The sequence below is a fragment of the Amycolatopsis sp. BJA-103 genome (assembly GCF_002849735.1).
Taxonomy (GTDB): Bacteria; Actinomycetota; Actinomycetes; order Mycobacteriales; family Pseudonocardiaceae; genus Amycolatopsis.
Genome location: NZ_CP017780.1, coordinates 2,491,849 through 2,516,700 on the forward strand (window position 1 = coordinate 2,491,849; position 24,852 = coordinate 2,516,700).

General features: G+C 68.0%; 21 protein-coding genes and 1 pseudogene. 11 read left to right on the forward strand and 11 right to left on the reverse strand.

Annotated elements, in window-relative coordinates; all coding sequences use genetic code 11:
* Positions 1 to 5 precede the first annotated feature (5 nt).
* Entirely contained in the window at positions 6 to 458 is a 453-nt protein-coding gene (locus BKN51_RS10390; protein WP_101607439.1) for a carboxymuconolactone decarboxylase family protein, read from the reverse strand.
* 74 nt (positions 459 to 532) lie between these two features.
* Positions 533 to 1,228, reverse strand: a complete 696-nt coding sequence (locus BKN51_RS10395; RefSeq protein ID WP_101607440.1) for an SDR family NAD(P)-dependent oxidoreductase — start codon at positions 1,226 to 1,228, stop codon at positions 533 to 535.
* Between the two features lie 104 nt (positions 1,229 to 1,332).
* On the opposite strand from BKN51_RS10395, the gene BKN51_RS10400 reads away from it, so the two are divergent.
* Positions 1,333 to 1,929: a TetR/AcrR family transcriptional regulator gene (locus tag BKN51_RS10400; RefSeq protein WP_101607441.1), complete on the forward strand. Its 597-nt coding sequence runs from the start codon at positions 1,333 to 1,335 to the stop codon at positions 1,927 to 1,929.
* On the opposite strand, the gene BKN51_RS10405 is transcribed toward BKN51_RS10400, so the two are convergent.
* A complete protein-coding gene (locus BKN51_RS10405; protein ID WP_101607442.1) occupies positions 1,926 to 3,308 on the reverse strand; it encodes a cytochrome P450 in 1,383 nt (460 codons plus the stop codon). The genes BKN51_RS10400 and BKN51_RS10405 overlap by 4 nt on opposite strands.
* Positions 3,309 to 3,398: 90 nt before the next feature.
* Here BKN51_RS10405 and BKN51_RS10410 point away from each other — a divergent pair, with 90 nt between their 5' ends.
* Positions 3,399 to 3,995, forward strand: coding sequence for a TetR/AcrR family transcriptional regulator (locus tag BKN51_RS10410; RefSeq protein ID WP_101607443.1), 597 nt, complete (start codon positions 3,399 to 3,401; stop codon positions 3,993 to 3,995).
* Here the strand turns inward: BKN51_RS10410 and BKN51_RS10415 are convergent.
* Positions 3,913 to 4,707 carry a glycosyltransferase gene (locus BKN51_RS10415; RefSeq protein ID WP_101607444.1) on the reverse strand — a complete coding sequence of 265 codons (795 nt, stop codon included), beginning with the start codon at positions 4,705 to 4,707 and terminating at the stop codon, positions 3,913 to 3,915. The genes BKN51_RS10410 and BKN51_RS10415 overlap by 83 nt on opposite strands.
* Before the next feature lie 10 nt (positions 4,708 to 4,717).
* Positions 4,718 to 5,347, reverse strand: a complete 630-nt coding sequence (locus BKN51_RS10420) for a class I SAM-dependent DNA methyltransferase (protein ID WP_101607445.1) — start codon at positions 5,345 to 5,347, stop codon at positions 4,718 to 4,720.
* Positions 5,348 to 5,500: 153 nt separating this feature from the next.
* Between BKN51_RS10420 and BKN51_RS10425 the strand changes: the two genes are divergently transcribed.
* A complete protein-coding gene (locus BKN51_RS10425; RefSeq protein ID WP_101613158.1) occupies positions 5,501 to 5,845 on the forward strand; it encodes an MmcQ/YjbR family DNA-binding protein in 345 nt (114 codons plus the stop codon).
* An 852-nt stretch (positions 5,846 to 6,697) separates the two neighbouring features.
* On the opposite strand, the pseudogene BKN51_RS10430 reads toward BKN51_RS10425, so the two are convergent.
* The 6 genes and pseudogenes from BKN51_RS10430 to BKN51_RS10455 form a co-directional block, all read right to left on the reverse strand.
* Positions 6,698 to 7,944: pseudogene (locus BKN51_RS10430) on the reverse strand (DUF222 domain-containing protein).
* Between the two features lie 203 nt (positions 7,945 to 8,147).
* The gene (gene abc-f, locus BKN51_RS10435) at positions 8,148 to 9,767 is read right to left on the reverse strand and encodes a ribosomal protection-like ABC-F family protein (RefSeq protein WP_101607446.1); all 1,620 of its coding nucleotides are present in this window, start codon (positions 9,765 to 9,767) and stop codon (positions 8,148 to 8,150) included.
* Between the two features lie 232 nt (positions 9,768 to 9,999).
* On the reverse strand, positions 10,000 to 11,409 hold the full coding sequence (locus tag BKN51_RS10440) for a GH1 family beta-glucosidase (protein ID WP_168214307.1): 1,410 nt from the start codon (positions 11,407 to 11,409) through the stop codon (positions 10,000 to 10,002).
* Positions 11,406 to 12,263: a carbohydrate ABC transporter permease gene (locus BKN51_RS10445; protein ID WP_101607447.1), complete on the reverse strand. Its 858-nt coding sequence runs from the start codon at positions 12,261 to 12,263 to the stop codon at positions 11,406 to 11,408. The genes BKN51_RS10440 and BKN51_RS10445 overlap by 4 nt, the downstream gene beginning before the upstream one ends.
* Entirely contained in the window at positions 12,260 to 13,249 is a 990-nt protein-coding gene (locus tag BKN51_RS10450; protein WP_101607448.1) for a carbohydrate ABC transporter permease, read from the reverse strand. Before BKN51_RS10450 ends, BKN51_RS10445 begins: the two co-directional genes overlap by 4 nt.
* A 3-nt stretch (positions 13,250 to 13,252) precedes the next feature.
* A complete protein-coding gene (locus BKN51_RS10455) occupies positions 13,253 to 14,554 on the reverse strand; it encodes an ABC transporter substrate-binding protein (protein WP_101607449.1) in 1,302 nt (433 codons plus the stop codon).
* A 182-nt stretch (positions 14,555 to 14,736) separates the two neighbouring features.
* Between BKN51_RS10455 and BKN51_RS10460 the strand changes: the two genes are divergently transcribed.
* From BKN51_RS10460 to mmsB, 8 genes are all read left to right on the forward strand, one after another.
* Positions 14,737 to 15,783, forward strand: a complete 1,047-nt coding sequence (locus BKN51_RS10460; RefSeq protein WP_174720407.1) for a LacI family DNA-binding transcriptional regulator — start codon at positions 14,737 to 14,739, stop codon at positions 15,781 to 15,783.
* 108 nt (positions 15,784 to 15,891) lie between these two features.
* Positions 15,892 to 16,905, forward strand: coding sequence for a LacI family DNA-binding transcriptional regulator (locus tag BKN51_RS10465; protein ID WP_101607450.1), 1,014 nt, complete (start codon positions 15,892 to 15,894; stop codon positions 16,903 to 16,905).
* A gap of 65 nt (positions 16,906 to 16,970) precedes the next feature.
* Positions 16,971 to 18,644, forward strand: a complete 1,674-nt coding sequence (araB, locus tag BKN51_RS10470; protein ID WP_101607451.1) for a ribulokinase — start codon at positions 16,971 to 16,973, stop codon at positions 18,642 to 18,644.
* Positions 18,641 to 19,327 (forward strand): L-ribulose-5-phosphate 4-epimerase, encoded by a 687-nt coding sequence (locus BKN51_RS10475; RefSeq protein WP_101607452.1) that lies wholly within the window; start codon positions 18,641 to 18,643, stop codon positions 19,325 to 19,327. Before araB ends, BKN51_RS10475 begins: the two co-directional genes overlap by 4 nt.
* Positions 19,324 to 20,829, forward strand: coding sequence for an L-arabinose isomerase (gene araA / locus BKN51_RS10480; RefSeq protein WP_101607453.1), 1,506 nt, complete (start codon positions 19,324 to 19,326; stop codon positions 20,827 to 20,829). The genes BKN51_RS10475 and araA overlap by 4 nt, the downstream gene beginning before the upstream one ends.
* Positions 20,830 to 20,869: 40 nt before the next feature.
* Entirely contained in the window at positions 20,870 to 21,991 is a 1,122-nt protein-coding gene (gene chvE / locus BKN51_RS10485; protein WP_101607454.1) for a multiple monosaccharide ABC transporter substrate-binding protein, read from the forward strand.
* Positions 21,992 to 21,996: 5 nt separating this feature from the next.
* The gene (mmsA, locus tag BKN51_RS10490; RefSeq protein ID WP_174720408.1) at positions 21,997 to 23,520 is read left to right on the forward strand and encodes a multiple monosaccharide ABC transporter ATP-binding protein; all 1,524 of its coding nucleotides are present in this window, start codon (positions 21,997 to 21,999) and stop codon (positions 23,518 to 23,520) included.
* A 3-nt stretch (positions 23,521 to 23,523) separates the two neighbouring features.
* Entirely contained in the window at positions 23,524 to 24,771 is a 1,248-nt protein-coding gene (gene mmsB, locus BKN51_RS10495; protein WP_101607455.1) for a multiple monosaccharide ABC transporter permease, read from the forward strand.
* Positions 24,772 to 24,852 lie beyond the last annotated feature (81 nt).

Here is a 24,852-nt window from a genome sequence, read left to right on the forward strand (position 1 = left end):
GCCGGTCAGGCGGCGCCGGCGACCTGCCGGGTGGCGACGTTGAGCCGGTTCCAGGTGTTGATGGCGGCGATGGACAGGACCAGGCTCGAGAGCTGCTTTTCGTCGTAGTGGCGGGCCGCTTCCGCCCAGACCTCGTCGTCGACCGGGTCGGCCCGGTCCGCGATCCGCGTGAGGGCCTCGGCCAGCGCGAGGGCCGCGCGTTCGGCGTCGGTGAAGTAGGCCGTGTCACGCCACGCGGCGACGGTGAAGATCCGCTCGTCGGACTCGCCCGCCTTGCGCAGTTCCTTGGTGTGCATCTCCAGGCAGCCACTGCACCCGTTGATCTGGCTCGCGCGGACGTGCATGAGGTAGTGCGTGGTGTTCGGGACGCCGGTGTCGCCGGTCGACTCCGCCAACGCGATCAGGGCCTTCAACGTGGCGGGGTTCGCCAGTGCCGGGTTCGGGATCCGTGCTTCCATGAGGTTCTCCTCCAGGGGTTTCCGTCTTGCTTTCACCGCACTGACGGATCCCGGGAGGAAGATGTGACCGGGCCCTACCAAGGCACGACTTCGCCGTAGAGGTCGAGGAACTGCAAACCCTTCGCACCCGCTTGAGCCTCGAGGACGTCGACGACGGCCGGCATGCTCTCCGCGGGGGAGAGGGGAGCGCCGGGGCCGCCGAGCGGCGTCTGGTTGTGGCCGGGGTGGATGAGCAGCTTGGTGTGCCCATCGTCGGCGTGCCGGGTGGAGTAGCTGCGCATCAACTGGTTGAGCGCGGCCTTGCTGGCCTTGTACAGCTCGAAGCCCGGCCGGGTGTTCAGGGAGACGCTGCCCTGCCTGGAGGACATGACCGCGACGGTGCCGCCGGGTACGACGAGATCGCGGAGGGCCTCGACGGTGCGAAGCGGGCTCAGCGCGTTGGTGAGCATCACTTCGGCGAAGGTGTCGGCTGAGACCTCGGTGATCGGCAGGTTCCCGCGATCGATCGCGGCGTTGACGAAGAGCAGGTCCAGCTCGGAGCCGTCCAGGCGCTCGCGCAGGGCGGCGAGCTGGTCGTCACTGGTCATCTCCAGCGATTCGACCCGCAGCCGTCCGTTCGAGGCGTCGGCCTTCGCCTGTAGTTCGCCGCCTTCTCGACGTGCTGTGGCGATGACTTGCCGGCCGCGCCGGGCGAGCTCCTCGGCGAGGGCGAGCCCCAGTCCCCGGGAGGCGCCGATGACGAGGGCTTGCCGATCGGAGGTGTCGGACACGGAAACTCCTTGAGGTTCGGGGATTTGTCTAGACGCGACGTTGCGTCTAGACAGTATCACGGTTGCTGCCGCGCCTTCCCGCACCGACCGGTACTGTGGCCCGCATGCCCGCCGCGAATTCGCAACCCCCCAGGGCGCGCTCCGGCAATCAGCGTGACGAGGCCGCCCGCCTCGCCGTGCTCCATGCCGCGGACGACCTGCTCGTCGAGCACGGCTTCGCCCGGCTGACCATCGAGGCGATCGCGCGCCGGGCGGGCGTCGCCAAGCAGACGATCTACCGCTGGTGGCCCTCGAAGGTCGAGATCCTGCTCGACACGCTCATCGAAGACAGCGAAAAGCGCTTCCCCGTACCGATGGACAAGTCCACAGAGGACGGCATCCGCGGCTATTTCCGCGGCTTCGCGCGGTTCGTCACCCGCGATCCGGCGGGCAAGGTCCTGCTCGCCCTCATCGCCGAGGCGCAGCACAACCCGGAGACGGCCGAGAGCCTTCACGTCCGCTATCTCGATCCGCGCCGTGAGCTGGAGCGTGACCTTCTCACGCGCGGAATCGAGACCGGTGAGATCTCACCCAGGCTCGACCTCGACGCCGCCATCGACGCCATCACGGGCCCGGTCGTCTACCGGGCCCTGACGGGGGCGAGCGTTCCCCGCGGCCTGGTGGACGCCCTCTTCGACGAACTGCTCAAGCCCGGCGCTTAGGCGGTCGTTCCCACCGTCGCGCGATCGCGGAGGGAGACGTCGAGCTTGAACCCCTCGGGCTTCAGCGTCAGCAGTTCCTGCACCTTCAGCCGGTAGGACGGGTCGCCGCGCAGGTCGTAGCGGCTCAGCAGCATGCCGAGGACCAGCGTCGCCTCGTGCAGGGCGAACTGCCGCCCGATACAGGCCCGCTCACCGGTGCCGAACGGCTTGTAGACGTGCGCCGGGCGGGCCCGGTTGCGATCCGGGGCGAAGCGGTCGGGGTCGAACGACTCGGGGTCGTCTCCCCAGACGGGATCACGGTGCAGCGCCGGGATGAGGACGAGTGCCCACTCGCCCTTCCGGAGCCGGTAGGAGCCGCCGACGACAGTGTCCACCTGGGCCTGGCGCGCGAACGCGGGCGCTGTCGGCCAGAGCCGCAGCGCCTCGTCGAGCACTCGCCGGACATAGCGGAGCTTGACGACCTCCTCGTAGGACGGATCCGGGTTCTCGCCCCAGACCTTGTCCACTTCGGACTGTGCGCGGGCGAGGACGTCCGGATTCCGGGCGAGGTAGTACAAGGCGAACGACAGCGCGCCCGACGTGGTCTCGTGCCCGGCCACCAGGAAGGTGATGATCTGGTTCCGGATGTTGACCTCGTCGAGTGCCGCGCCGGTGCCCGGCTGCGTGGTGTTCAGCATGAGCCCGAGCAGGTCTTCGGTGCTCGTGTCGCCCCGGCGCGCCTCGACGACCTCGTCGACGACGGAGTGGAGGAAGGCGAGGTCGGCTTCGTTGCGCCGGTTCGCCTTGCGGCTGAGGAGCGGGCCGATGACGGGCGGCTGGAGCGCCATCCGCTGCGCGTGCCGCAGCGTGCGGACCATCGCGGCGACGAACGGATGTGGTTCGGCCCGTTCGAACGAGGAGAAGCTGTAGCCGAACCCCGTCCGCCCGATGGTTTCCAAGGTCAGCTTCGTCATGTCGTCCGCGACGTCGACCTCACCGCCCCGGTCCCAGGTGTCCAGCAGCTCACGGGTGATCGCCAGCATCGTCGGGTGGTAGCGCTGCATGGCGTTGCGGCTGAACGCGGGCGCGAGGATCTCGTGCGCGCGCCGCCAGTTCGGCTCCTCGTTGTGCGCGGTGAACAGCCCGTCGCCGCCGAGCGGCCGCAGGTTCGAGATCGCGGGCGTGACGTGTTTCGCGAACCGCTTCTCGTCGGAGAGGTCGGCGACCATCTCCGCGCCGTGGACGAACACGATCCGGCGCCCGAACACCTTGCGTTCGAAGACGGGGCCCAGCTCGGCGGCATGCCGCATCGAGTCCTGGACCGGGGTCTTCGGTGAAACGCCGAGCACGTCGCCGATCAGCGGGATCCGGCGCGGGGGATGGGGGAGTGCGGTGGCCATCGGGCCCCTCCAGGTGAGCACTGTTGAATCGACATCCAATAGCGAGAGTGGCGTGGTACTGAACTCGTGTCAAGTAAGTACGATGACCGAATGGCGCCGAGTTCTCCCGGAAGGCCCCGCAGCAGGCTGAGCACCGCCGAGCGGCGGGAACAGTTGCTGAGGATCGGCGCCCGCCTGTTCGCGGACCGGCCGTACGACGACGTGTGGATCGAGCAGGTCGCGGACATCGCCGAGGTGTCGCGAGGGTTGCTCTACCACTACTTCCCGACGAAACGGGACTTCGTCACCGAGGTCATCAAGGCCGAGGGCGAACGCCTGCTCGCGATGACCAGGACCGATCCCACGCTGCCGGTCGCGGAGCAGCTGATGGCGGGGCTCGACGCGTATCTCCGCTACGTCGAGGCCAACGAGGACGGCTACCGGGCACTGCACGCGGGCACGGCCATCGCGGTCGACGACGTCCGGGACATCCTGGACAACAACTTCGCCGAACAGGGCCGCCGGATCCTGGCGGTCCTGTGCCCGGACGGCGACCCGCCGGAGACCCTGCGTGTGATCGTCCGAGGCTGGCTGGCCTTCGTCGTCGCCGTCTGCCTCGACTGGCTCAAGTACCGCGGGCTGACCCGGGACCAGACCCGCGACCTGTGTGCGAAGGCGCTGCTCGACCTCGTCGACGTGCCAGCATGACCTCGGCGCGTTCTTCGATCAGTTTCATCCGCGCGAGCCGTTCCGCGTCGTCGTTGTGCGCGGCGGACGCGGTGACCTGCCCCGGCCACTTCCGGTAGTACATGCCGCAGGTGGCCACGAAGTACCCGTCGGAAGAGGCGTTCGCGGCGAGGATCAGCCCGGTGTCCTCCGACGCGGGCAGCGCCATCCAGCCGCCGAGGTCCAGCAGCAGTTCACGGCGGATGCACAACGTCCCGGCCACCACCGACGAGACGTAGCCGTTGCGCTGCCAGTACCGCAGGATCGCGCCGCGTTCGATCGGTCCCTCCTCGGGATCGCTGTCGACGTCGGCCGTGGTCCCGTCCGGGAGGAGGTCGAGGACCCGGCAGGTCGTCCAGCCGATCGCGGGATCCTCCAGCGCCGCGATGTCGCGCGCGAGCGCGCCGGGCGCCAGGACGTCGTCCGCGTCGAGCGCCTTGACCAGCTCCCCGGAGGCGCGGGACAACGCCAGCATCCTCGCCACCCCAGGGCCGCCACGGCGACCCGAACCGGGAATTACGCGTCCGTCGGCGGGGAGGACGTCGTCGAGCAGGCCGGTCTCGCCGTCCTCCTGCACCAGCCATTCCCAGGTCCAGCCCGGCGGGAGTTCCTGCGAGGCGAGGGACTCGTACGCCTCGGACAGGTACGGAAGACTCGGCGGGTGGACCGGGGTGATCACGCTGATGACCGGCATGAACGCAACGCTAGCCGGGGCGGCGGGCCGTGATCAGCAGGTGTTCCTCCGGCGGTGTCCCCGGCTCGTCCGCGGTGAAGAGTTCCGAATGCGTCCCGGTGACCTCGAGCCCGGCCGCCCCGACCCGGCGGACGAGGTCGTCCGGCGCGAAACTGGTCTCGAGGAAGGTGCGGCCGAAGAACTCCGCCGGCACGTCCTCGGCGTCGCGCGGCACGGTGACCAGCGCGAACAGGCCACCGGGCACCAGCCAGCGCGCGACCTGCGCGAGCACGGCTTCGGTGTCCTTGCGCGGCATCTGCAGAAACGGGAAGAAGGCGCAGACCGCTTCCCAGGACCCGGGCGGCGAGGTCCATTCGCGCACGTCAGCGTGGACGAAGGTGGCGGCGGGAACCTGCTCGCGCGCGAGGCCGATCATCACCGGCGACACGTCGAGCCCGGTCACCCGATGTCCGGCGGCGGACAGCTCCTCGGCGACCGGCCTGCCCGTTCCGCTGCCGATGTCGAGCACCCTCGACGACGGCGGCAGCGCGGCCAGCAGTCGCCGCACCGCCTTGTCGACCACCGGCGCCCGCCCGAAGGCGTCCTCGTAGGCGGAACCGATGGCGTCGAACAGTTCCGCCGCCGTGACCGGTCGGTCCATTCCTCAGCTCCCCGGGTCGAGTGGGCTCGACGCGAACCTACCGTCCCGGCCGGGTGGCGTCGAGTCTCTGTCCACTTCGGACTGTCAGGCCGGGCTTCCGGTCTTGTCGGTGGGTTCGCCTAGACTGTGGCCGCCGAGTTTTGGGGGTTTCAGGTGAGTGTGCGGAGTGACGAGTTCCACCGGATGCTGGAGGCGCTCGCGGACGTCCAGCGTTCCGACGCGACCGAGTGGGAGTCGTACAGCGTTCGTGGCAAGCGGTTCGGGTACTACTGGCCGCGGACCCAGACCGTCGGCCTGAAGCAGACGCTGTCCGAGCAAGAGGCGCTCGTGGCCGAGCGGCCGGACGTCTTCGAAGTGCAGTTCACCGCCGGGGGCTTCGGCTGGGTGGTGGTCCAGCTCGACGGCATCGAGTCCGACGAGCTGACCGAACTCGTCTACGAGGCCTGGCGGCTGTCCGCCCCGGACGAACTGGTGGAGCAGGTTCCGCCGCCCTGCTGACCGTTACCGCGTTCGTGTGTTGACGCGCGTCACTTCGGTGCTCGGGAACATGTGGCGGTTGTGTGCGTTGTAGAGAGTGTCGGTACGGATGGTGCCCCCGGGCCTCAACCTCCGCCTTCATGGAATACCGGTTCGGCCGGAGCCATGTTGTGCCACTCGCCGAGAGGCGGCCCTCCGTATCGACCTTTAGCTCCCGCTTCCGCTCGCAGGTAACCCCCAGGCCTTCGCTGAGCGGGAGCGGGTCTTTTTTGTTGTTCGCGCATTCGTGTGTTGACGGGGGTCACAGGGATCGGGGCTTGGTGCAGGGGAACATTTCGGCCGGTGGTGCGTTATAGAGAGTGTCGGTACGGATGGTGCCCCCGGGCCTCAACCTCCGCCTTCACGGAATACCGGTTCGGCCGGAGCCGTGTCGTGCCACTCGCCGAGAGGCGGCCCACCGTATCGGCCATAAACTCCCGCTTCTGCTCGCAGGAACCCCCAGCCTTCGCTGAGCGGAAGCGGGACCTTTTCTTTTGAATGAGTGGGTTTGAATCGGCGTCGGAATCAGTGCAGTAGCTCGACGACCCGCCCGCTTCGGCGCCTGGTCGCCTGAAGTACGTGAAGGCCCCCTTCATTGCGTCTAGCGCAGTGAAGGGGGCCTTCACGTACCCGTGGTCTTGATTCGCCCGCCGTGGGTACGCGGCGCTGTTGGCCCTGAACCCGAATCGGTACTTGACCCTGGCGGTGGGTGGCTGAGCTGGGTCGAGTGCGGGAAAGCGGTGCGTCGGGCACTGAATGGCGACCTCGGCCGGGCGCCCCGGGGTTTGGGCATGGCGAGGGGCCCGTCGCCGCGTGGCTGGCGGGCTCCTCGGTTCAGACAGTGCAGTTGCGCCGGGGTTTTCGTAGCGGATCCAAGTACTGGGGTGGGATGAACTCCGGTAACCCGTCAGCGGCCATCCGGACTTCCCAATCGCCGTGGTGGATCAGCCGGTGGTGGAAGCCGCACAGCAACACCAGGTTCCTGAGATCTGTCGGTCCGCCGTCTGCCCAGTGGTGAATGTGGTGGGCGTGACAGTTCTTCGGCCGTCGATGACACCCGGGGAACGCGCAGCCCCGTCACGAATATTCAAAGCGCGGCGTTGGCCGGGGGTGACGAACCGTCGTAGCCGTCCCACGTCCAGCGGCTCACCCGCGGCGTTCATCACCACCGGCAACATGAGGCAGTCGCAGGCCGCCATCCGCGCCTCGCGGGCGGTCATGGTTCCGACGAAGTCCACGCACGCCGTGCCCAGGCCGGTTTTCAGTTCGTCGAGGCCGATGGTGACGTGGATCAGGGTGCGGTAGCCGCTGGTCCCGGGCTGGTCCGGGCACGCGATCGCCAGATCAAGTAGCTCGGACCAGGCGTCGCCCTGGCGTTCGGCCTTCGTGCGCAGGTCGGCTTGGCCGAACTCATCCACCGGCCGCGGCTTCACATACGCCTCAAGAGCAGCCGCGGTCCGCGCACCGGACTCGTCATCCAACAGACCATTCAGTTTCCAGTAGCCGTCTTTGCGGCGTTCCAAGGTCAGCTCGCGATGAGGCTGCTTCGGTTCGGGGTCTTTGGGTTCTTTGCCGTCGGGGTCGAGCCAGCCCAGCAGTTGGTCCCCGAGGTCCGATATCTGCTGGGGTCCGGCCTTCCGGGCGAGGTCGGCGAGGGTTGTCTCCGCGTGCTCCCGATCCTCCACCGATATCTCGGCGGGGATTTTCCGCAGGATCTCCACGATCTGCTTGATCCGTTCCTCGCCGATCGCACCGTCCGCCGCCGCAACAGCGGTCGCCGGTGCGAAGGCCGGGATCTCGGTGCCGTCCAGGGCCCGTGTGGGGTTCAGGTCGATTGCGCGATTCACGTATGGCCGCGCCTCGCCCTGGCTCAGTCCGGCGACATCGGCGAACCACGCCAACGTCGTCCCATAACCGTATAAGTCTTTCGCGCCACGAGAATCAATCTCCGCCAAATACCGCCCCAAACCGGCGGAAGCGACCCGCATCACCTGCAAGAACTGCTGCACGCCATGGGCAAGCTCCAACTTGCCAGCGCGCCACAACTCCTGCGGCAACTCGGGAACAAAGGTCTCGGACACCTCTCCATAATACCGCAAACCTGTCGAACAAGTGTTCATAATTTTAAGCAACGAGCAATCCGTGCATTCACCACTGACGGGTGATATCTGTCATTGAGGGAGTGTCAATGAGTAGTGACCGAAGGCCGAAGTGGGTCGTGAGTGGCGAAGAGGGTTCTAACCCGAATCGCCACTCACGACCAACCCGACCCAAAGAAACCCCGTCAAGACTCCACAAGAGCCCCATCGGCCAACCGAACCCGCCGATTCACCTTGATCTCGGTCAGGAACCGCTCGTCGTGACTCACGACCACGAAAGCCCCCTGATACGCCCCGAGCGCGCTCTCCAACTGCCCGACGCTGACCAGGTCGAGATTGTTCGTCGGCTCGTCCAGCAAAAGCAGCTGAGGTGCGGGTTCGGCGAACAGGACGCAGGCCAGGGTGGCTCGCAGCCGTTCGCCGCCGGAAAGCACGCCGACGGGGAGCTGGCTTCGCGCGCCCCGGAACAGGAATCGGGCCAGCAGCGTCATCCGTTGCGACTCGGGGAGAGCGGGGGCGAACACCGCGAAGTTCTCGGCGATGGTCCGGTCCAGGTCCAGCAGGTCCAGTCGTTGCGACAGGTAAGCGATCCGGCCCTCGGCACGCTTCAGGACACCGCCGTCGGGCTCCAGGTCTCCGTTGAGCACCCGCAGGAGGGTCGACTTGCCGGTGCCGTTGCCGCCGGTCAGCGCGATCCGTTCGGGGCCGCGGATCGTCAGGTCGACCCCGTCGCCCGCGAAGACGTCCCGGCCGTCGTACCGGACTTGGAGGTGCTCGCCGTGGAACATCGTGCGCCCGGCCGGGACATTGGTACCCGGAAGGATCAGCGAGATCTTCTGATCGTCGCGAAGGGAACGCTCGGCCTCGTCGAGACGGTTCTTCGCATCGCTGACCCGCGCGGCGTGCGTCTCGTTCGCCTTGCCCGCGGATTCCTGGGCGTTGCGTTTCATGGTCCCGGCGAAGATCTTCGGCAGGCCGGCGTTGCCGAGGTTGCGGGCCGCGTTGCCCGCTCGACGGTCGGCGCGTTCTCTGGCCTGCTGCATCTCCCGCTTCTCGCGTTTGACCTGCTGTTCTGCGCTGCGGACGTTGCGTTCGGCGACCTCTTGCTCGGCCTTGACCGCCGCTTCGTACTGGGTGAAGTTCCCGCCGTGGTACCGGACATCGCCGCGGTCGAGTTCGGCGATGCGGTCCATCCGGTCGAGCAGTTCCCGGTCGTGACTCACCAGCAGCAGACAGCCCGACCAGTCTTCGAGGACGCCGTAGAGCTTGCGGCGGGCGTCGAGGTCGAGGTTGTTGGTCGGTTCGTCCAGCAGCAGGATGTCGGGCCGTTTCAGCAATTGCGCCGCCAGGCCGAGGGAGATGATCTGCCCGCCGCTCAGCGTGCGCAGGCTCCGGTCCAGCGAGATGCCGTCGAGGCCGAGCCTGTCGAGCTGGGCGCGGGTGCGTTCCTCGATGTCCCAGTCGTTGCCGATGGTGGTGAAGTGCTCCTCACTCGCGTCGCCGGACTCGATGGCGCTCAGGGCCGCGAGCTGCGGGGCGATACCCAGCACTTCGGCGACGTCCAGGTCGGCGGTGAGCGGCAACGTCTGCGGCAGGTAGCCGAGGATTCCCTGGGCGGAGACGGATCCGGAGACCGGCCGCAGCTCGCCGGCGATCAGTTTGAGGAGCGTGCTCTTGCCCGCCCCGTTGGGCGCGACGAGGCCGGTGCGGCCCCCGGGCACGGTGAAGGACAGGTCGTCGAAGACAGGGGTGTCATCAGGCCAGGTGAAGGACAGCGCGGACACGACGACGAAGGCGTCTGACATGGAAATGACCTCGTGAAGGACAGCGGGCGCGTCGAAGCAGCACCGCGGTGGACGTGGCTTTGAGGGAACGACGAAATGGCCACATCGGCGTCAGCGCCGGTGGCCTGGCAACTCCGGCTCACCCGGAGATGTCGTCTTCACCTGCCACGTCTGGTCTCCATGCTCGTTGATCAGCTGCGCCTCCACCATAACAAAACCGGTCGGAGCCCGCCCGGGCTCCGACCGGCGGCCCTCAGCCCAGCCCGTTGAGGCTGATCGCCCGCGCGTACCAGAGCGCGCTTCGCTTCGGCGTCCGACGCTGGGTCGCGTAGTCGACGTGCACGAGGCCGAAGCGCTTGGCGTACCCCTCGGCCCACTCGAAGTTGTCGAGCAGCGACCAGTAGAAGTACCCGCGCAGGTCGACGCCCGCCTCGATCGCCTCGTACGCGGCGCGCAGATGCGAGTCGAGGAAGGCGATCCGGTCGGTGTCCACGATGTCCCCGCCGATCAGCGCGTCCGGATAGGACGCGCCGTTTTCGGTGATGTACAACGGGATCTGCCGGTAGTCTCGATGCACCTGCAGTAGACACTCGGTGAGTCGCGAGGGCTGCACCTCCCAGCCCGAGTCGGTGCGCGGCGCCGCTTCGTCGGGGACGAAATGGACGTCGGGGACGCCGAGCCAGTCGGGGCCCGCCGGTTCGCTGCCGGGTCTGGGGGTGCCCGAGACCTGGTAACCGCGGTAGTAGTTGATGCCCAGCCAGTCGATCGGCGCCGCGATCGTGGCCAGATCGCCCTCGCGCACCAGCTCCTCGAACCCGAGCGGGGCCAGGTCGGCCACCAGATCGGCGGGGTAGGAGCCCCGCAGCACCGGATCCAGGAAGAGCCGGTTCTGCAGGCCGTCGACCCGGCGGGCGGCTTCGATGTCCACAGTGGACGAAGGATCGGCCGTCGACACCGGGTACAGGTTCAGCGTGATCCCCGAGGATGCCGCCGGGGCGTGCCGCCGCAGGACGTCCATCGCGAGCCCGTGACCCAGCAGGAGATGGTGCGCGGCGGCGACGGCGGCGCGAGGTTCGCGTCGCCCGGGAGCATGGATCCCGCTCGCGTAGCCCAGCATCGCGGCACACCACGGCTCGTTCAGGGTGGACCAGTTCGCCACCCTGTCGCCCAGCCGCGCCACGATCGTTTCGGCGTACTCGGCGAACCGGAACGCGGTCTCGCGCGAGGCCCAGCCGCCCCCGTCTTCCAGTACCTGCGGGAGATCCCAGTGATACAGCGTTGCCCAGGGCTGGATCCCCGCTTCGAGAAGCCTGTCGACGAGCCGGTCGTAGAACGCGAGCCCGTGCGGATTCGGCTCGCCACCGTCGGGCCGGATCCGCGGCCACGACAGGGAGAACCGGTACGCGCCGAGCCCGAGCCGCCGCATCAGGTCGACGTCTTCGGCATACCGGTGGTAGTGATCGGCCCCCGGTTCACCGGTGTCGCCGCCGACGACGGCGCCGGGGCGGCGGGCGAAGACGTCCCAGATCGAGTCGGTGCGCCCGTCGGCGGCCGTGGCCCCTTCGACCTGGAAGGCCGCGGTGGCGGCGCCCCACACGAATCCGGGCGGGAACAGCAGCGCGGTCTTCGCCCGGACACTGTCGGGATGAGCGGACATGGTCACCCTTTCACGGCACCTTGCATGATCCCGGCCACGATCTGGCGGCCGAGGAGGAGGAAGACGATGAGGATCGGGATGGTGGCCAGGGTGGTCCCGGCCAGCACCAGCGAGTAGTCGACGTAGTAACCGCTCTGCAGCTTCTCCAGTGCCAGCTGGACGGTGGGGTTGCCGGCGTCCAGCACCACGAGCGGCCAGAGGAAGTCGTTCCACGACGTCATGAACGTGAACATCGCCAGGATCGCCGCCGCCGGGCGGACCGCGGGCAGGCAGACGTTCCAGAAGATCCGGATCATGCTGCAGCCGTCGACCCGGGCCGCCTCGATCAGTTCGTACGGCACCGCGTCCACTGTGTACTGACGCATCCAGAAGACACCGAAAGCGGTCACCAGGTTCGGCACGATCACCGACTGCAGCCCGCCCGCCCAGCCGAACTCCGACATCGCCATGAACAGCGGGATGATGCCGAGCTGGGTCGGGACGGCGAGCGTGATCACGATGAACACGAACAACCCGTTCCGGCCGCGGAACCGCAGTTTGGCGAACGCGAACCCGGCCAGCGACGAGAACAACACGGTGGTGAGGGTGACCGTGCCGGACACGATCAGGCTGTTCGCGAGCGCCTTCCAGAACGGCACCGTGTCGAACACCCGGGCCGCGTTGGCGAAGAAGTTCCCGCCGGGCAGGAAGGGCGGGACCCGCTCGGTGAGCATCCCGCTGTCCCGGCTGGCCACCAGGAACGACCAGTAGAACGGGAAGAGCGAGCCCAGCACGAAGATCGTGAGCACGACGTAGGTCGCCCGGCGTGGCTTGCCGAGCGCCGAGACACTCCGCTTGACACTGCTGGTGAGCACGGTCATTTCTTCTTCACCGCCGGAGTCCGGGCGAGCCTGCCGGTGAGGAAGAAGTTCACCAGCGCGATCAGCACGATGATCAGGAACAGCACCCACGCGATCGTCGAGGCGTAGCCGAGTTCGTAGTTCTCGAAGGCCGTTTGGTACAGGTACAGCGTCACGGTCTGGAACTGGTTGGACGAGCCGCCGTTGTTCGATCCGGGCATGGCGTCGAACAGCTTGGGCTCGGTGAAGATCTGCAGCCCGCCGATCGTCGAGGTGATCGTGACGAAGACCAGCGTCGGTTTCAGCAGTGGCAGCGTGATGCTGAAGAACCGGCGTACCGCACCCGCGCCGTCGATGAGGGCGGCTTCGTGCAGTTCCTTGGGAATGGCCTGCATCGCCGCGAGGACGATCAGCGCGTTGTACCCGGTCCAGCGCCAGTTCACCATGATCGCGATCGCGGCATGGCTGCTGAACCGGCCTGCCTGCCAGTCGACCGGGTCGAGGCCGATGGTCTGCAGCAGCCCGTTGACCAGGCCGTACTTCGGCCCGAACAGGTTCGCGAAGATGATCCCGAGCGCGACGAGACTGGCGGCGTAGGGGAGCAGGACGCCGACGCGCCAGCCGGTCGCCCCGCGCAGCCTGGCGCTGAGCAACGCGGCCAGGAGCACCGCGATGATCAGCTGGGGAACGCTGGAGAGCAGGAAGATGCTGACGGTGTTCTCGAGCGCGTTCCAGAACTGCGTGTCGGCGAACAGTTCCTTGAAGTTGTCCAGCCCGATGAAGTCCGGGGCGTCGTCACCGGCCTCCCAGCTGAACAGCGACACGTACGCCGTATAGAGCAGCGGGAACAACCCGACGATCCCGAACACGAGGAAGAACGGGGCGATGTAGAGGTACGGCGAGACTTTGACGTCCCACCGGCTCAGCCGGTGCCGGAGGGTCGGCCGGGGCGACGTGCGCACCCCGGCCTCCCTCCCTTCCGGCGCGATCTTGTCGACGACGGTCATCGGTCAGCGCGTGATCTTCTTCGCGGCGTCGAGCAGTTGCGTCCAGCCCTCGTCGGCCGACTTGCCCTGTTCGACGGCCTGCAGTGCCGGGCTCGACGCGTTCTCCTGGATCTGGCCGTCGCCCGGGCCCTTGTACTGCGGCTTGGCGACCTTCTTGGCCTGCTCCGCGAACAGCTGGCCGATCTTGGCGCCACCGAAGTAGGCGTCGGTCTCGCCCAACAGCGCCGGGTCTTCCAGCGCCTTGACCTGGCTGGGGAACGTGCCCTTCGCCTGGAACGCCTTGATCTGCTGCCCGGGCGCGGTCAGCCAGGCGGCGAGTTCGGCCGCCTCCTTCGGGTGTTTGGACTGCGTGGGCACGGTCAGGTACGAACCGCCCCAGTTCCCGCCACCGCCGGGGAAGGCCGCGGTGACCGCCCACTTGCCGGCGTTCTCCGGTCCGGAGTGCTCCTCGATCACGCCGAGCATCCACGCGGGGCACACCTTGGTGGCGAACGCGCCCTGCTTGAACCCGGAGTTCCATTCGTTGCTGAACGCGGTCAGCTTGGCCGACTGTCCTTTCGAGACGGCGCCGGTCACCTTGGTCCAGGCGTCCTTGATGCCCTGGTTCCCTTCCAGCGCCAGTTTGTCGTCGGTGCCGAGGTATCCGGTCGGGAGCTGGTTGACCATGGCGTTGAAGTTCTGTGCCGCCGAGTCGAACCACGCCTTCCCGCCGCTCTTGGAGACGTACTGGTCGCCCGCGGCGAAGTAGCTGTCCCAGGTCGCGAACAGTGGCTTGACCGCCTCGGGGTCGGTCGGCAGACCGGCTGCGGCGAGCATGTCCTTGCGGTAGCACATGGCGAGCGGGCCGATGTCGGTCCCGTAACCGATGACCTTGCCGTCCTTGGTCTTCGCCGCGTCGTACTTCCAACCGAGCCAGCGGTCAGGGGAGGCGTCCGCCGGGCCGATCTTGGGCAGGTCGTTGAACTTCGAGCCCTTGTCGAGGACGTTCGACAGATGGCCCTCTTCGACGGCGGTGACGTCGGCGAGGCCGGAACCCGCCGCCAGTTTCGTGATCAGGTCCTGGTGGTACGGGCCGCCCTGGCCGGTCTTGCGGTGGGTGATCTTGATGTTCGGGTGCAGCCGTTCGTATTCGGGGATGAGCTCCTCGTAGCCGAACTCGGTGAACGTCGCCAGCGACAGCTCGACCTTCGCGTTCGGGTCCGACGCGGCGGGAGCCCCGCCGTCGTCACCTCCGCACGCCGCCAGGCCGAACGCCGTCATCGTGATACCCAGTGCCAGCACCAGGCCGTTCCGGATGGTTCTCACGTCTTTGTCCCTTGCTGATGGGGTGAAGGAGAACTGGGAGCGCTCCCAGGAATGCGCAGAGTTTGTCCCCCCGGACGAGATCGTGTCAAGGGCTTGTAATGAGAGTGTTTCCATCGAGGGAGCGCTCTCAGTGTTCCCGGCCGCCGGACACTAAGCTGGGGGTGTCCGGATGACGCTGAAAGGTGAAGGTGACGCGGGTGGGGCCTCGACCAGGGGATGACGGCCGGCCGACGCTGGAAGACGTCGCCGCGTCCGCCGGGGTCAGCCGGTCGACGGCGTCCCGGGCGCTGAACGACGACGGCTACGTCAGCGCACGTTCCAAGGAGAGGGTGCTGGCCGCGGCCAAGGAGCTCGGCTACTCGCCGAACCAGGCGGCCCGGTCGCTGGTGACCAAGCGGACCGGGGCGGTCGCGGTCGTGCTGTCGGAGCCGGAAGCGCGGCTGCTCGACGACCCGTACCGCACCGCGGTCATGCGGGCGGGGTACCGCGAGCTGGCCGACATCGGCTGTCAGATGGTCTTGATCTTCAGCGACACCCGCGAGGATCTCGACCGCACGGTGCGGTTCCTGGACGGCGGGCACGTCGACGGTGTGCTGGTGTTCGCGCCGCACCGGACCGACCCGTTGCCCAAGGCGTTGCGGCAGTTGAGGATCCCGGTGGTGTACGGCGGGCAGGCGGCCGGGCTCAAACGCGGTGTCCACGTGGTCGACTTCGACAACGAGGGCGGCGCGAAGCTGGCCGTCGCGCATCTGGTCGGAGCGGGGCATCGCCGGATCGCGACGATCGCGGGCCCGCAGGACCAGAGCGCGGCGATCGACCGGCTTTCGGGCTGGCGCAAGACGCTGCTCGACGCCGGGCTCGACCCGGCGGACCTGGTCGAGGAGGCCGACTTCACCCTGACCGGCGGGGCGAAGGCGATGTCGAGCCTGCTCGCGCGGCGCCCCGATCTCGACGCCGTCTTCGTGGCCAGCGACATGATGGCCCTCGGCGCGCTCCGCACCCTGCATTCGGCCGGACGGCGGATCCCGTCGGACGTCGCCGTCGTCAGCTTCGACGACAACGCGACGCTGGCACCGGAGATGGACCCGCCGCTGACGTCGGTCCACCAGGACCCGCGGGAGCAGGTCCATGCGATGGTCGAGACGCTGCTCGCCCTGATGGACGATCAAGAACTCAAGCCACGCCAACGGATCTTGCCGGTCTCGCTCACGCATCGCGCCTCCAGCTGATCCGGGTGTCCGTGACCCGACTGTGACTCGGGGAGCGCTTGACCCGGCTCGTGTTATCGCTAACACTTGCGGCACTCGTCACACGGTACCGGCAGGGGGAGACACGCGATGGCGCGCGAGACCACCGAGGGCAAGCAGGCCAGTCTCACCGACGTGGCCGCGCTCGCGGGTGTTTCGCACATGACGGTCTCCCGGGTCATCAACGGCACCGGGCCGGTCCGCGCCGAGACCCGGGTCCGCGTGAACGCCGCCATCGAGCAACTGGACTACAGGCCGAACTCGGTCGCCCGCGCGCTGGTCACCGGCCGTTCCGGCACACTCGGCGTGGTCGCGCTGGAGGCCAATCTCTACGGACCGGCCAGCACCCTGAGCGGGATCGAGCACGCCGCCCGCGAGGCCGGCTACGCGACGACCATAACCAGCATCAGTCGTCCCGGCCGGTCGTCCATCGCCGACGCGGTGGAGCGTCTGCGGCGCCAGGCGGTCGAGGGCATCGTCGTGATCGCGCCGCACGTCACCGCGGGCCGGGCGCTGGAGGCGGCGCCCAGCGACGTGCCGCTCGTCGCGGTCGGCGGCGGGGAACAGGCGCCGGTGCCGGTGATCTCGGTCGACCAGTACGACGGCGCGCGCCGGGCCACCGAGCACCTTCTCGGGCTCGGGCACGAGACCGTCTGGCACGTGGCCGGACCCGAAGACTGGCTGGAGGCGCTCGACCGCGAGCGTGGCTGGCGGGAGACCCTGCAGCGGCACGGCGCGCGGATCCCGCCGGTCGTCCGGGGCGACTGGAGTGCGCGTTCCGGGTACGCGGCGGGGCGGTCCCTCGTCGGCGAAAAGGGGCTGGACGCGGTGTTCATGGCCAACGACCAGATGGCCCTCGGGTTTCTCCGCGCCTGCACCGAGGCCGGGGTGAACGTGCCGGGGGAGATGCGTGTCGTCGGATTCGACGACGTGCCGGAGGCGGCCTACTACACGCCGCCGCTCACGACGGTGCGCCAGGACTTCGTCGAAGTCGGCAGGCGCACGTTCGACCTGCTCCGCCGCCGGATGAACGGCGGTGAGGAACGTGCCCGTGACCTGGTGGTCCCCGAGTTGATCGTGCGGGAGAGCACCGGCATTTCGTAGGACCGGCGCTGGCTCGGCAAGGTGCCTCACAGCGGAATGTTAACGCTAACAGTTCGGGAGAAGAAGTGAGTACAGGGGAGCCGCTGGTCGTCGGCGTCGACTTCGGGACGCTGTCCGGCCGGGCCGTCGTGGTCCGGATCCGTGACGGCGCGGAACTGGGCAGCGCGGTTTCGGAGTACTGCCACGGGGTGATCGACGGGATCCTGCCGTCGACCGGCCGGGGCTTGCCGCCGGACTGGGCGCTGCAGATGCCGTCGGACTACGTCGACGTCCTCCGCACCGCCGTGCCGGAAGCGATCCGCGCGGCCGGGGTCGATCCCGCCGACGTGATCGGCATCGGAACCGACTTCACCGCCTGCACCATGGTGCCGACGACCGCCGAAGGCACTCCGCTGTGCGACCTGCCCGAGTTCGCGGCCGAACCGCACGCCTACGCGAAGTTGTGGCGGCACCATTCCGCGCAGCCGCAGGCGGACCGGATCAACGCACTGGCACGGGAACGCGAGGAGTCCTGGCTGCCGCGCTACGGCGGGCTGATCTCCTCGGAGTGGGAGTTCGCCAAGGCGCTGGAAGTCTTCGAGGAGGCGCCCGAGGTGTACGCGCGGATGCGGCACTGGGTCGAGCTCGCCGACTGGATCGTCTGGCAGCTCACCGGGACCTATGTCCGCAACGCCTGCACCGCCGGGTACAAGGGAATCCTCCAGGACGGCCGGTATCCGGGCGTGGGCTTCCTGGAGGCGCTGGCACCCGGCTTCGGATCCTTTGTGGACGAGAAGCTCGCGCATCCGCTGGGGGCCCTCGGCGCCAAGGCGGGAACTCTGAACGCCCAGGCCGCCGAATGGACCGGTCTGCGCGAGGGGATCGCGGTCGCCGTCGGGAACGTGGACGCGCACGTCACCGCGTCGGCCGTCCAAGCCGTGGCCCCGGGGCAGATGGTCGCGATCATGGGCACCTCCACCTGTCACGTGATGAACGGCGCCGAACTGCGCGAGGTCCCGGGGATGTGCGGCGTCGTCGACGGCGGGATCGTCTCCGGGCAATGGGGCTACGAGGCGGGTCAAAGCGGCGTCGGCGACATCTTCGCGTGGTTCGTCGAGCACGGCGTCCCGGCGTCCTATGTGGACGACGCCCGTGAGGCGGGGATGTCCGTCCACGAACTGCTCACCCGGCTCGCGGCCATGCAGGAGATCGGCGAGCACGGTCTCGTCGCGCTGGACTGGCACAGCGGCAACCGTTCGGTGCTGGTCGACCACGAGCTGTCCGGCGTCGTCGTCGGGCAGACGCTCGCGACCCGCGCCGAGGACACCTACCGGGCGCTCCTGGAAGCGACCGCGTTCGGCACCAGGATGATCGTCGAGACCTTCGAACGGGCGGGTGTCCCGGTCACGGAGCTGATCGTCGCCGGTGGCCTGGTCAAGAACCCCCTGCTGATGCAGATCTACGCCGACGTCACGAATCTGCCGCTCTCGGTGGCCGGCTCCGCGCAGAGTCCCGCGCTCGGATCGGCGATCCACGCCGCCGTCGCCGCGGGAGCGCATCCGGACGTGCCCACGGCGGCGGCTGCGATGGGTTCGGTCCGCCGGGCCGTCCACCTGCCGATCGCGGAGAACGTCAAGGCCTACGACGAGCTGTACACCGAGTACGCCGTCCTGCACGACTACTTCGGCCGCGGCGCCAACGACGTCATGCACCGCCTCGCCGCCCGCCGTCGTTCCGTCCGGAAAGGACAGCACCGATGAGCCTCGCCGTGGAGATCACGGACACCTTCGAAGAGCTGCGGGACACCGTCGCCCGGCTGCACGCCGAGCTGACGAGGTACGAGCTGGTGATCTGGACCGCGGGCAACGTGTCGGCTCGCGTGCCCGGCCACGACCTGATGGTGATCAAGCCGTCCGGGGTGTCCTACGACGCGCTGAGCGCCGACACGATGGTCGTCACGGACCTGTACGGCGAGGTCGTCCACGGTGACTTCGCACCGTCTTCGGACACCGCCGCGCACGCCTACGTCTACCGGCATCTGCCGGAGGTCGGCGGCGTCGTCCACACGCATTCGACCTACGCCACCGCGTGGGCGGCACGCGGGGAGGCGATCCCTTGCGTGCTCACGATGATCGCCGACGAGTTCGGCGGGGAGATCCCGGTCGGGCCGTTCGCGCTGATCGGGGACGACTCGATCGGCCGCGGCATCGTCGAGACACTCCGGTCCAGCCGGTCACCCGCCGTCCTGATGCGCAACCACGGGCCGTTCACCGTCGGCCGGACCGCCAGGGACGCGGTCAAGGCCGCGGTGATGGTCGAAGACGTCGCCAGGACCGTCCACATCGCCTCCGCGCTCGGGAAACCGGAGCCACTGTCCGAACAGGACATCGACCGGCTCCACGCGCGCTACCAGAACGTCTACGGGCAACAGGGAGAGAAGTGAGCACGCAGCGGAAGACCGAGGTCTGGTTCCTCACCGGGAGCCAGGCGCTCTACGGCGAAGAGACCCTGGAGCAGGTCGCGGGCCAGTCGTTGCAGATCCAGCGGATGCTCGCCGACACCGGCCGGATCTCGGCGGAGATCGTCGCGAAACCGGTGCTCACCGAGCCGTCGGCGATCCGGCGGGTGATGCTCGAAGCGAACGCGGACGACGCGTGTGTCGGCGTCATCGCGTGGATGCACACGTTCTCGCCCGCCAAGATGTGGATCACCGGGCTGGACGCGCTGCGGAAACCGTTGCTGCATCTGCATACCCAGCTGAACGAGGCACTGCCGTGGCGGTCCATCGACATGGACTTCATGAACCTCAACCAGTCCGCGCACGGGGACCGCGAGTTCGGCTACATCCAGACCCGGCTCGGGGTGGCCCGCAAGACGATCGCAGGGCACGCGGCGGATCCGGCGGTGGCGACCCGGATCGACGCGTGGATCCGCGCCGCCGTCGGGCGCCAGACGCTCGGCTCGCTCGAACTCGCGCGGTTCGGCGACAACATGCGCGACGTCGCGGTCACCGACGGGGACAAGGTCGAGGCCGAACTCAAGTTCGGTGTCTCGGTGAACACCTACGGCGTCAACGACCTCGTCGCCCTGGTCGACGCGGCGCCGGACGACGAGGTGGACGCGCTGGCCGAGGAGTACGCGGACACGTACACGCTCGCACCGGACCTGGCCAAGGGCGGCGGACGGCACGAATCGCTGAGGTACGCGGCCCGGATCGAGCACGGTCTCCGCGCGTTCCTCACCCGCGGCGGGTTCGGCGCGTTCACCACGAACTTCGAGGACCTCGGTGGCCTGCGCCAGCTCCCGGGGCTCGCCGTGCAACGCCTGATGGCCGACGGCTACGGCTTCGGCGGTGAAGGGGACTGGAAGACGTCCGCGCTGCTGGCCGCGGTGAAGGCGATGGGCCGCGACGCCGAACTCGGAACGTCCTTCATGGAGGATTACACCTACCATTTCGGTCCCGGCGAACCGAAGATCCTCGGCGCGCACATGCTCGAGGTCTGCCCGAGCATCGCCGCGGCACGTCCGTCGTGCGAGATCCACCCACTCGGCATCGGCGGCCGAGAGGACCCGGTCCGGCTGGTGTTCGACGCCGCCCCCGGTACCGCCGTGGTGATCGGCATGGCCGACCTCGGTGACCGGTTCCGCCTGGTGACCAACGAGGTCGAGGTCGTCGCGCCGGACGAGCCGCTGCCGAACCTGCCGGTCGCCCGAGCGGTGTGGAAGCCGGCGCCCTCGCTGACGACGTCCGCCGAAGCCTGGATCACCGCGGGCGGCCCGCACCACACGGTGCTCACCCGGGCCGTCGGCACGGAGGCGATCCGCGACCTCGCCACGATGCTCGACGTCGAACTGCTGGTGATCGATCACGCGACGACGACGGAGTCGTTCGCGGACCGGTTGCGCTGGAACCAGGCGTACCACCGGCTCGCACAGGGGTTTTAGAAGCAGGGTTTCTGACGGTCCCCACCGGAGAGAAGGAACAATGAAGTTCACGAAACTGGCCGCCGTGGCCATCACCGCCGGACTGGCTTTGGCGGCCTGCGGTTCGAGTGAGAAGACCGGCGGACAACAGCAAGCGGCGGGCGGCGCCGCGGGTGGTCTCGTCGGTGTCACCATGCCGACCAAATCGTCGGAGCGCTGGATCCACGACGGCGACAACATCAAGGCGGCGCTGGAGAAACTGGGCTACCAGGTCGACCTGCAGTACGCCGAGGACGACATCCCCACCCAGGTCAACCAGATCGAGAACCAGATCACCAAGGGCGCGAAGCTGCTCGTGATCGCTTCGATCGACGGCACCGCGATCACCACGCAGCTGCAGGAGGCCGCGGACAAGAAGATCCCGGTCATCGCCTACGACCGGCTGATCCGCAACACTCCCAACGTCGACTACTACGCGACCTTCGACAACTTCAAGGTCGGCGTGCAGCAGGCGACGTCGCTGCTCACCGGTCTCGAGGTGCTCAAGGAGGACGGTTCGCCGGGTGAGGCCAAGGGGCCGCTGAACGTCGAACTGTTCGCCGGTTCGCCCGACGACAACAACGCGACGTTCTTCTTCAACGGCGCCATGTCGGTGCTGAAGCCGTACCTGGACAACGGGACACTGGTCGTCAAGAGCGGCCAGACCGCGTTCAACGTCGCGGCGATCCTGCGCTGGCAGGCGGCGACGGCGCAGCGACGCATGGAAGACCTGCTGACCAAGACCTACAGTTCGGGCGACAAGGTCCAAGGCGTGCTCTCGCCCTACGACGGGCTTTCCATCGGGATCCTGTCAGCGCTCAAGAGCAATGGCTACGGCACCCCGGGGCAGCCGTATCCGGTCGTGACCGGCCAGGACGCCGAGGTCGCGTCGGTGAAGTCCATCATCGCCGGCGAGCAGTACTCGACCATCTTCAAGGACACCCGCAAGCTCGCCGAGACCACGGTCGAGATGGCCGATGCGGTGCTCAAGGGCGGCAAGGCCGAGGTCAACAACAGCAAGGACTACGACAACGGGAAGAAGGTCGTCCCGGCGTTCCTGCTGGAGTCGGTGATCCTGAACAAGGGGAACTACCAGAAGGAACTCGTCGACTCCGGTTATTACACCGCGGAACAGCTGAGGTAGCCGACGTGACCGACGAAATCCTTCGGATGCGGGGGATCACCAAATCCTTCCCCGGGGTCAAGGCACTGCAAGACGTGAACCTTTCGGTGCGCCGGGGCGAGATTCACGCGATCTGCGGCGAGAACGGCGCGGGCAAGTCCACGCTGATGAAGGTGCTCTCGGGCGTCTACGCGCACGGCTCGTACGACGGCGAGATCGTCTTCGACGGCGAGCCGTGCGCGTTCTCCGCGATCCGCGACAGCGAACGCCGCGGCATCGTGATCATCCATCAGGAGCTCGCCCTCTGCCAGCAGTTGTCCATCGCGGAGAACATCTTCCTCGGCAACGAGAAGGCGCGTGGCGGCCTGATCGACTGGAACCGGACCAACCAGCGGGCGGGCGAACTGATGCGGCGCGTCGGCCTGCGGGAGAACCCGGTGACGCCGGTGCTCGACATCGGCGTCGGCAAGCAGCAGCTGGTCGAGATCGCCAAGGCACTGTCCAAAGAGGTCAAGCTGCTGATCCTCGACGAGCCGACCGCCGCGCTCAACGACGACGATTCGGCGCATCTGCTCGAACTGCTGCGAGGTCTCCGTGACGACGGCGTCACCTGTGTCCTGATCTCGCACAAGCTCAACGAGATCGCCGCGATCGCCGACTCGATCACCATCCTGCGTGACGGCAGGACGATCGAGACGCTGGACGCGGCGACGGTCACCGAAGACCGGATCATCGCCGGGATGGTCGGGCGGAAGCTCGAGAACCGTTTCCCGCCAAGGGAACCGCGGATCGGTGACGAGGTGCTGCGGATCGAGGACTGGACCGTGCACAGTCCCACGCAACACGGCCGGGTGGTCGTCGACCGCGCGAGCCTGACGCTGCGGCGCGGCGAGATCGTCGGGCTGGCGGGACTGATGGGCGCCGGGCGGACCGAACTCGCGATGAGCGTGTTCGGCCGCTCGTACGGCAAGGACATCTCCGGACGTCTGGTCAAGGACGGCAAGGAGATCGAGGCCCGGACGGTCGGCGAGGCCGTCGGGCACGGCCTCGCCTACGCCACCGAAGACCGCAAACGGTACGGGCTCAACCTCATCGAGGACATCCAGCGCAACGTCTCCGGCGCGGCGCTCGGCAAACTCGCCCGGCGGGGCTGGGTGGACGAGAACGAAGAACACCGCGTCGCCGAGGAATTCCGCAAGAGCATGAACATCAAGGCGCCGGACGTGAAGAGCGTGACGGGCACGCTGTCCGGCGGCAACCAGCAGAAGGTCGTCCTGTCCAAGTGGATCCTGACCGATCCGGACGTCCTGATCCTCGACGAGCCGACGCGTGGCATCGACGTCGGCGCGAAATACGAGATCTACACGATCATCAACCGGCTCGCCGACGAGGGGAAGGCCGTGCTGGTCATCTCGTCCGAGCTGCCGGAGCTGATCGGCCTGTGCGACCGGATCTACGCGTTGTCGGCGGGCCGGATCACCGGCGAGGTCGGCCGGGCCGAGGCGACGCAGGAGGTCCTCATGCGCGCGATGACCAGGGAACAGGAGTAAGTCATGAGCACCGCCTCCGCAGACACGATCACCGGTGTCCCGGACCGGAAGGGAGCCACTCCGCCGCGAGCGCCGCGGCGGATCTCGTTCAACCCGCGCCAAAGCGGGATCTACGTCGCGTTCGCGCTGATCGTCGTGCTGTTCTCGATCCTGACCGGCGGCGCGCTGCTGGAACCGCAGAACATCTCGAACCTGATCGTGCAGAACTCGTACGTGCTGATCCTCGCGATCGGCATGATCCTGATCATCATCGCCGGCCACATCGATCTGTCCGCCGGTTCGGTGGTGGCGCTGACCGGCGCGATCTCGGCCGTGCTGATGGTGAACGTCGGCATGGCGTGGCCGCTTGCGTTGCTCGTCACGCTGGTCGTCGGCGCGGTGATCGGCGCGTGGCAGGGCTATTGGGTCGCCTATTTCGGCATCCCCGCGTTCATCGTGACGCTGGCAGGGATGCTGATCTTCCGCGCGCTGACCTTGACCGTGCTGGGAAACCAGGGGATCGGCCCGTTCCCGGACGCGGTGCGGACGCTGGCCAACGGCTTCACCGGCGGCTATCTCGGCAACATCGGTCTCGGCCCGCTCGGCGGCGCGGACCTGGTCAGCCTGCTGGTCGGTGTCCTCGCGATCGGCTGCGCGATCCTCTCGCAGTGGCGCAAGCGCACAGCCCGCCTGAACTACCTGCAGGAGGTCGACCCGCTGCCGATGTTCCTGCTGAAGATCGCCGCGGCGGCCGCCGTCGTGCTGTTCGTGGTGGTCCAGCTGGCGCGGTACAAGAACCTGCCGTGGGTGCTGATCCTGCTGTCGGTGCTGGTGATCGGGTATTCACTGGTGACCACGCGGGCCGTGTTCGGCCGCCACATCTACGCCATCGGCGGGAACCTGCAGGCCGCGACGCTGTCCGGGGTGAAGGTCAAGGCGGTCACGTTCTGGATCTTCGTCAACATGGGCGTGCTGTCCGCGATCGCCGGTGTCATCGTCGCCGGACGGCTCAACCAGGCCGGGCCGACGGCGGGCAACATGTTCGAACTCGACGCGATCGCGGCGGCCTTCATCGGCGGCGCCGCCGTCCAGGGCGGGGTCGGCAAGGTGGTCGGTGCGATCACCGGCGGCCTGATCATGGGCGTCATCAACAACGGCATGTCCCTCATCGGCGCGCCGACCGAGAGCGTGAACCTGGTCAAGGGGTTCGTGCTGCTCGCCGCCGTCGCCTACGACATCTGGACCAAACGGCGGGCGAGGGCCGCTTCCTGACGGTCGTGAGTGGGCGGTGTCGTTCCGCCTGCCGGGGGAAACCTGCCACCTGTTTGGCCCACGACCTTGGAAGGATCTTGG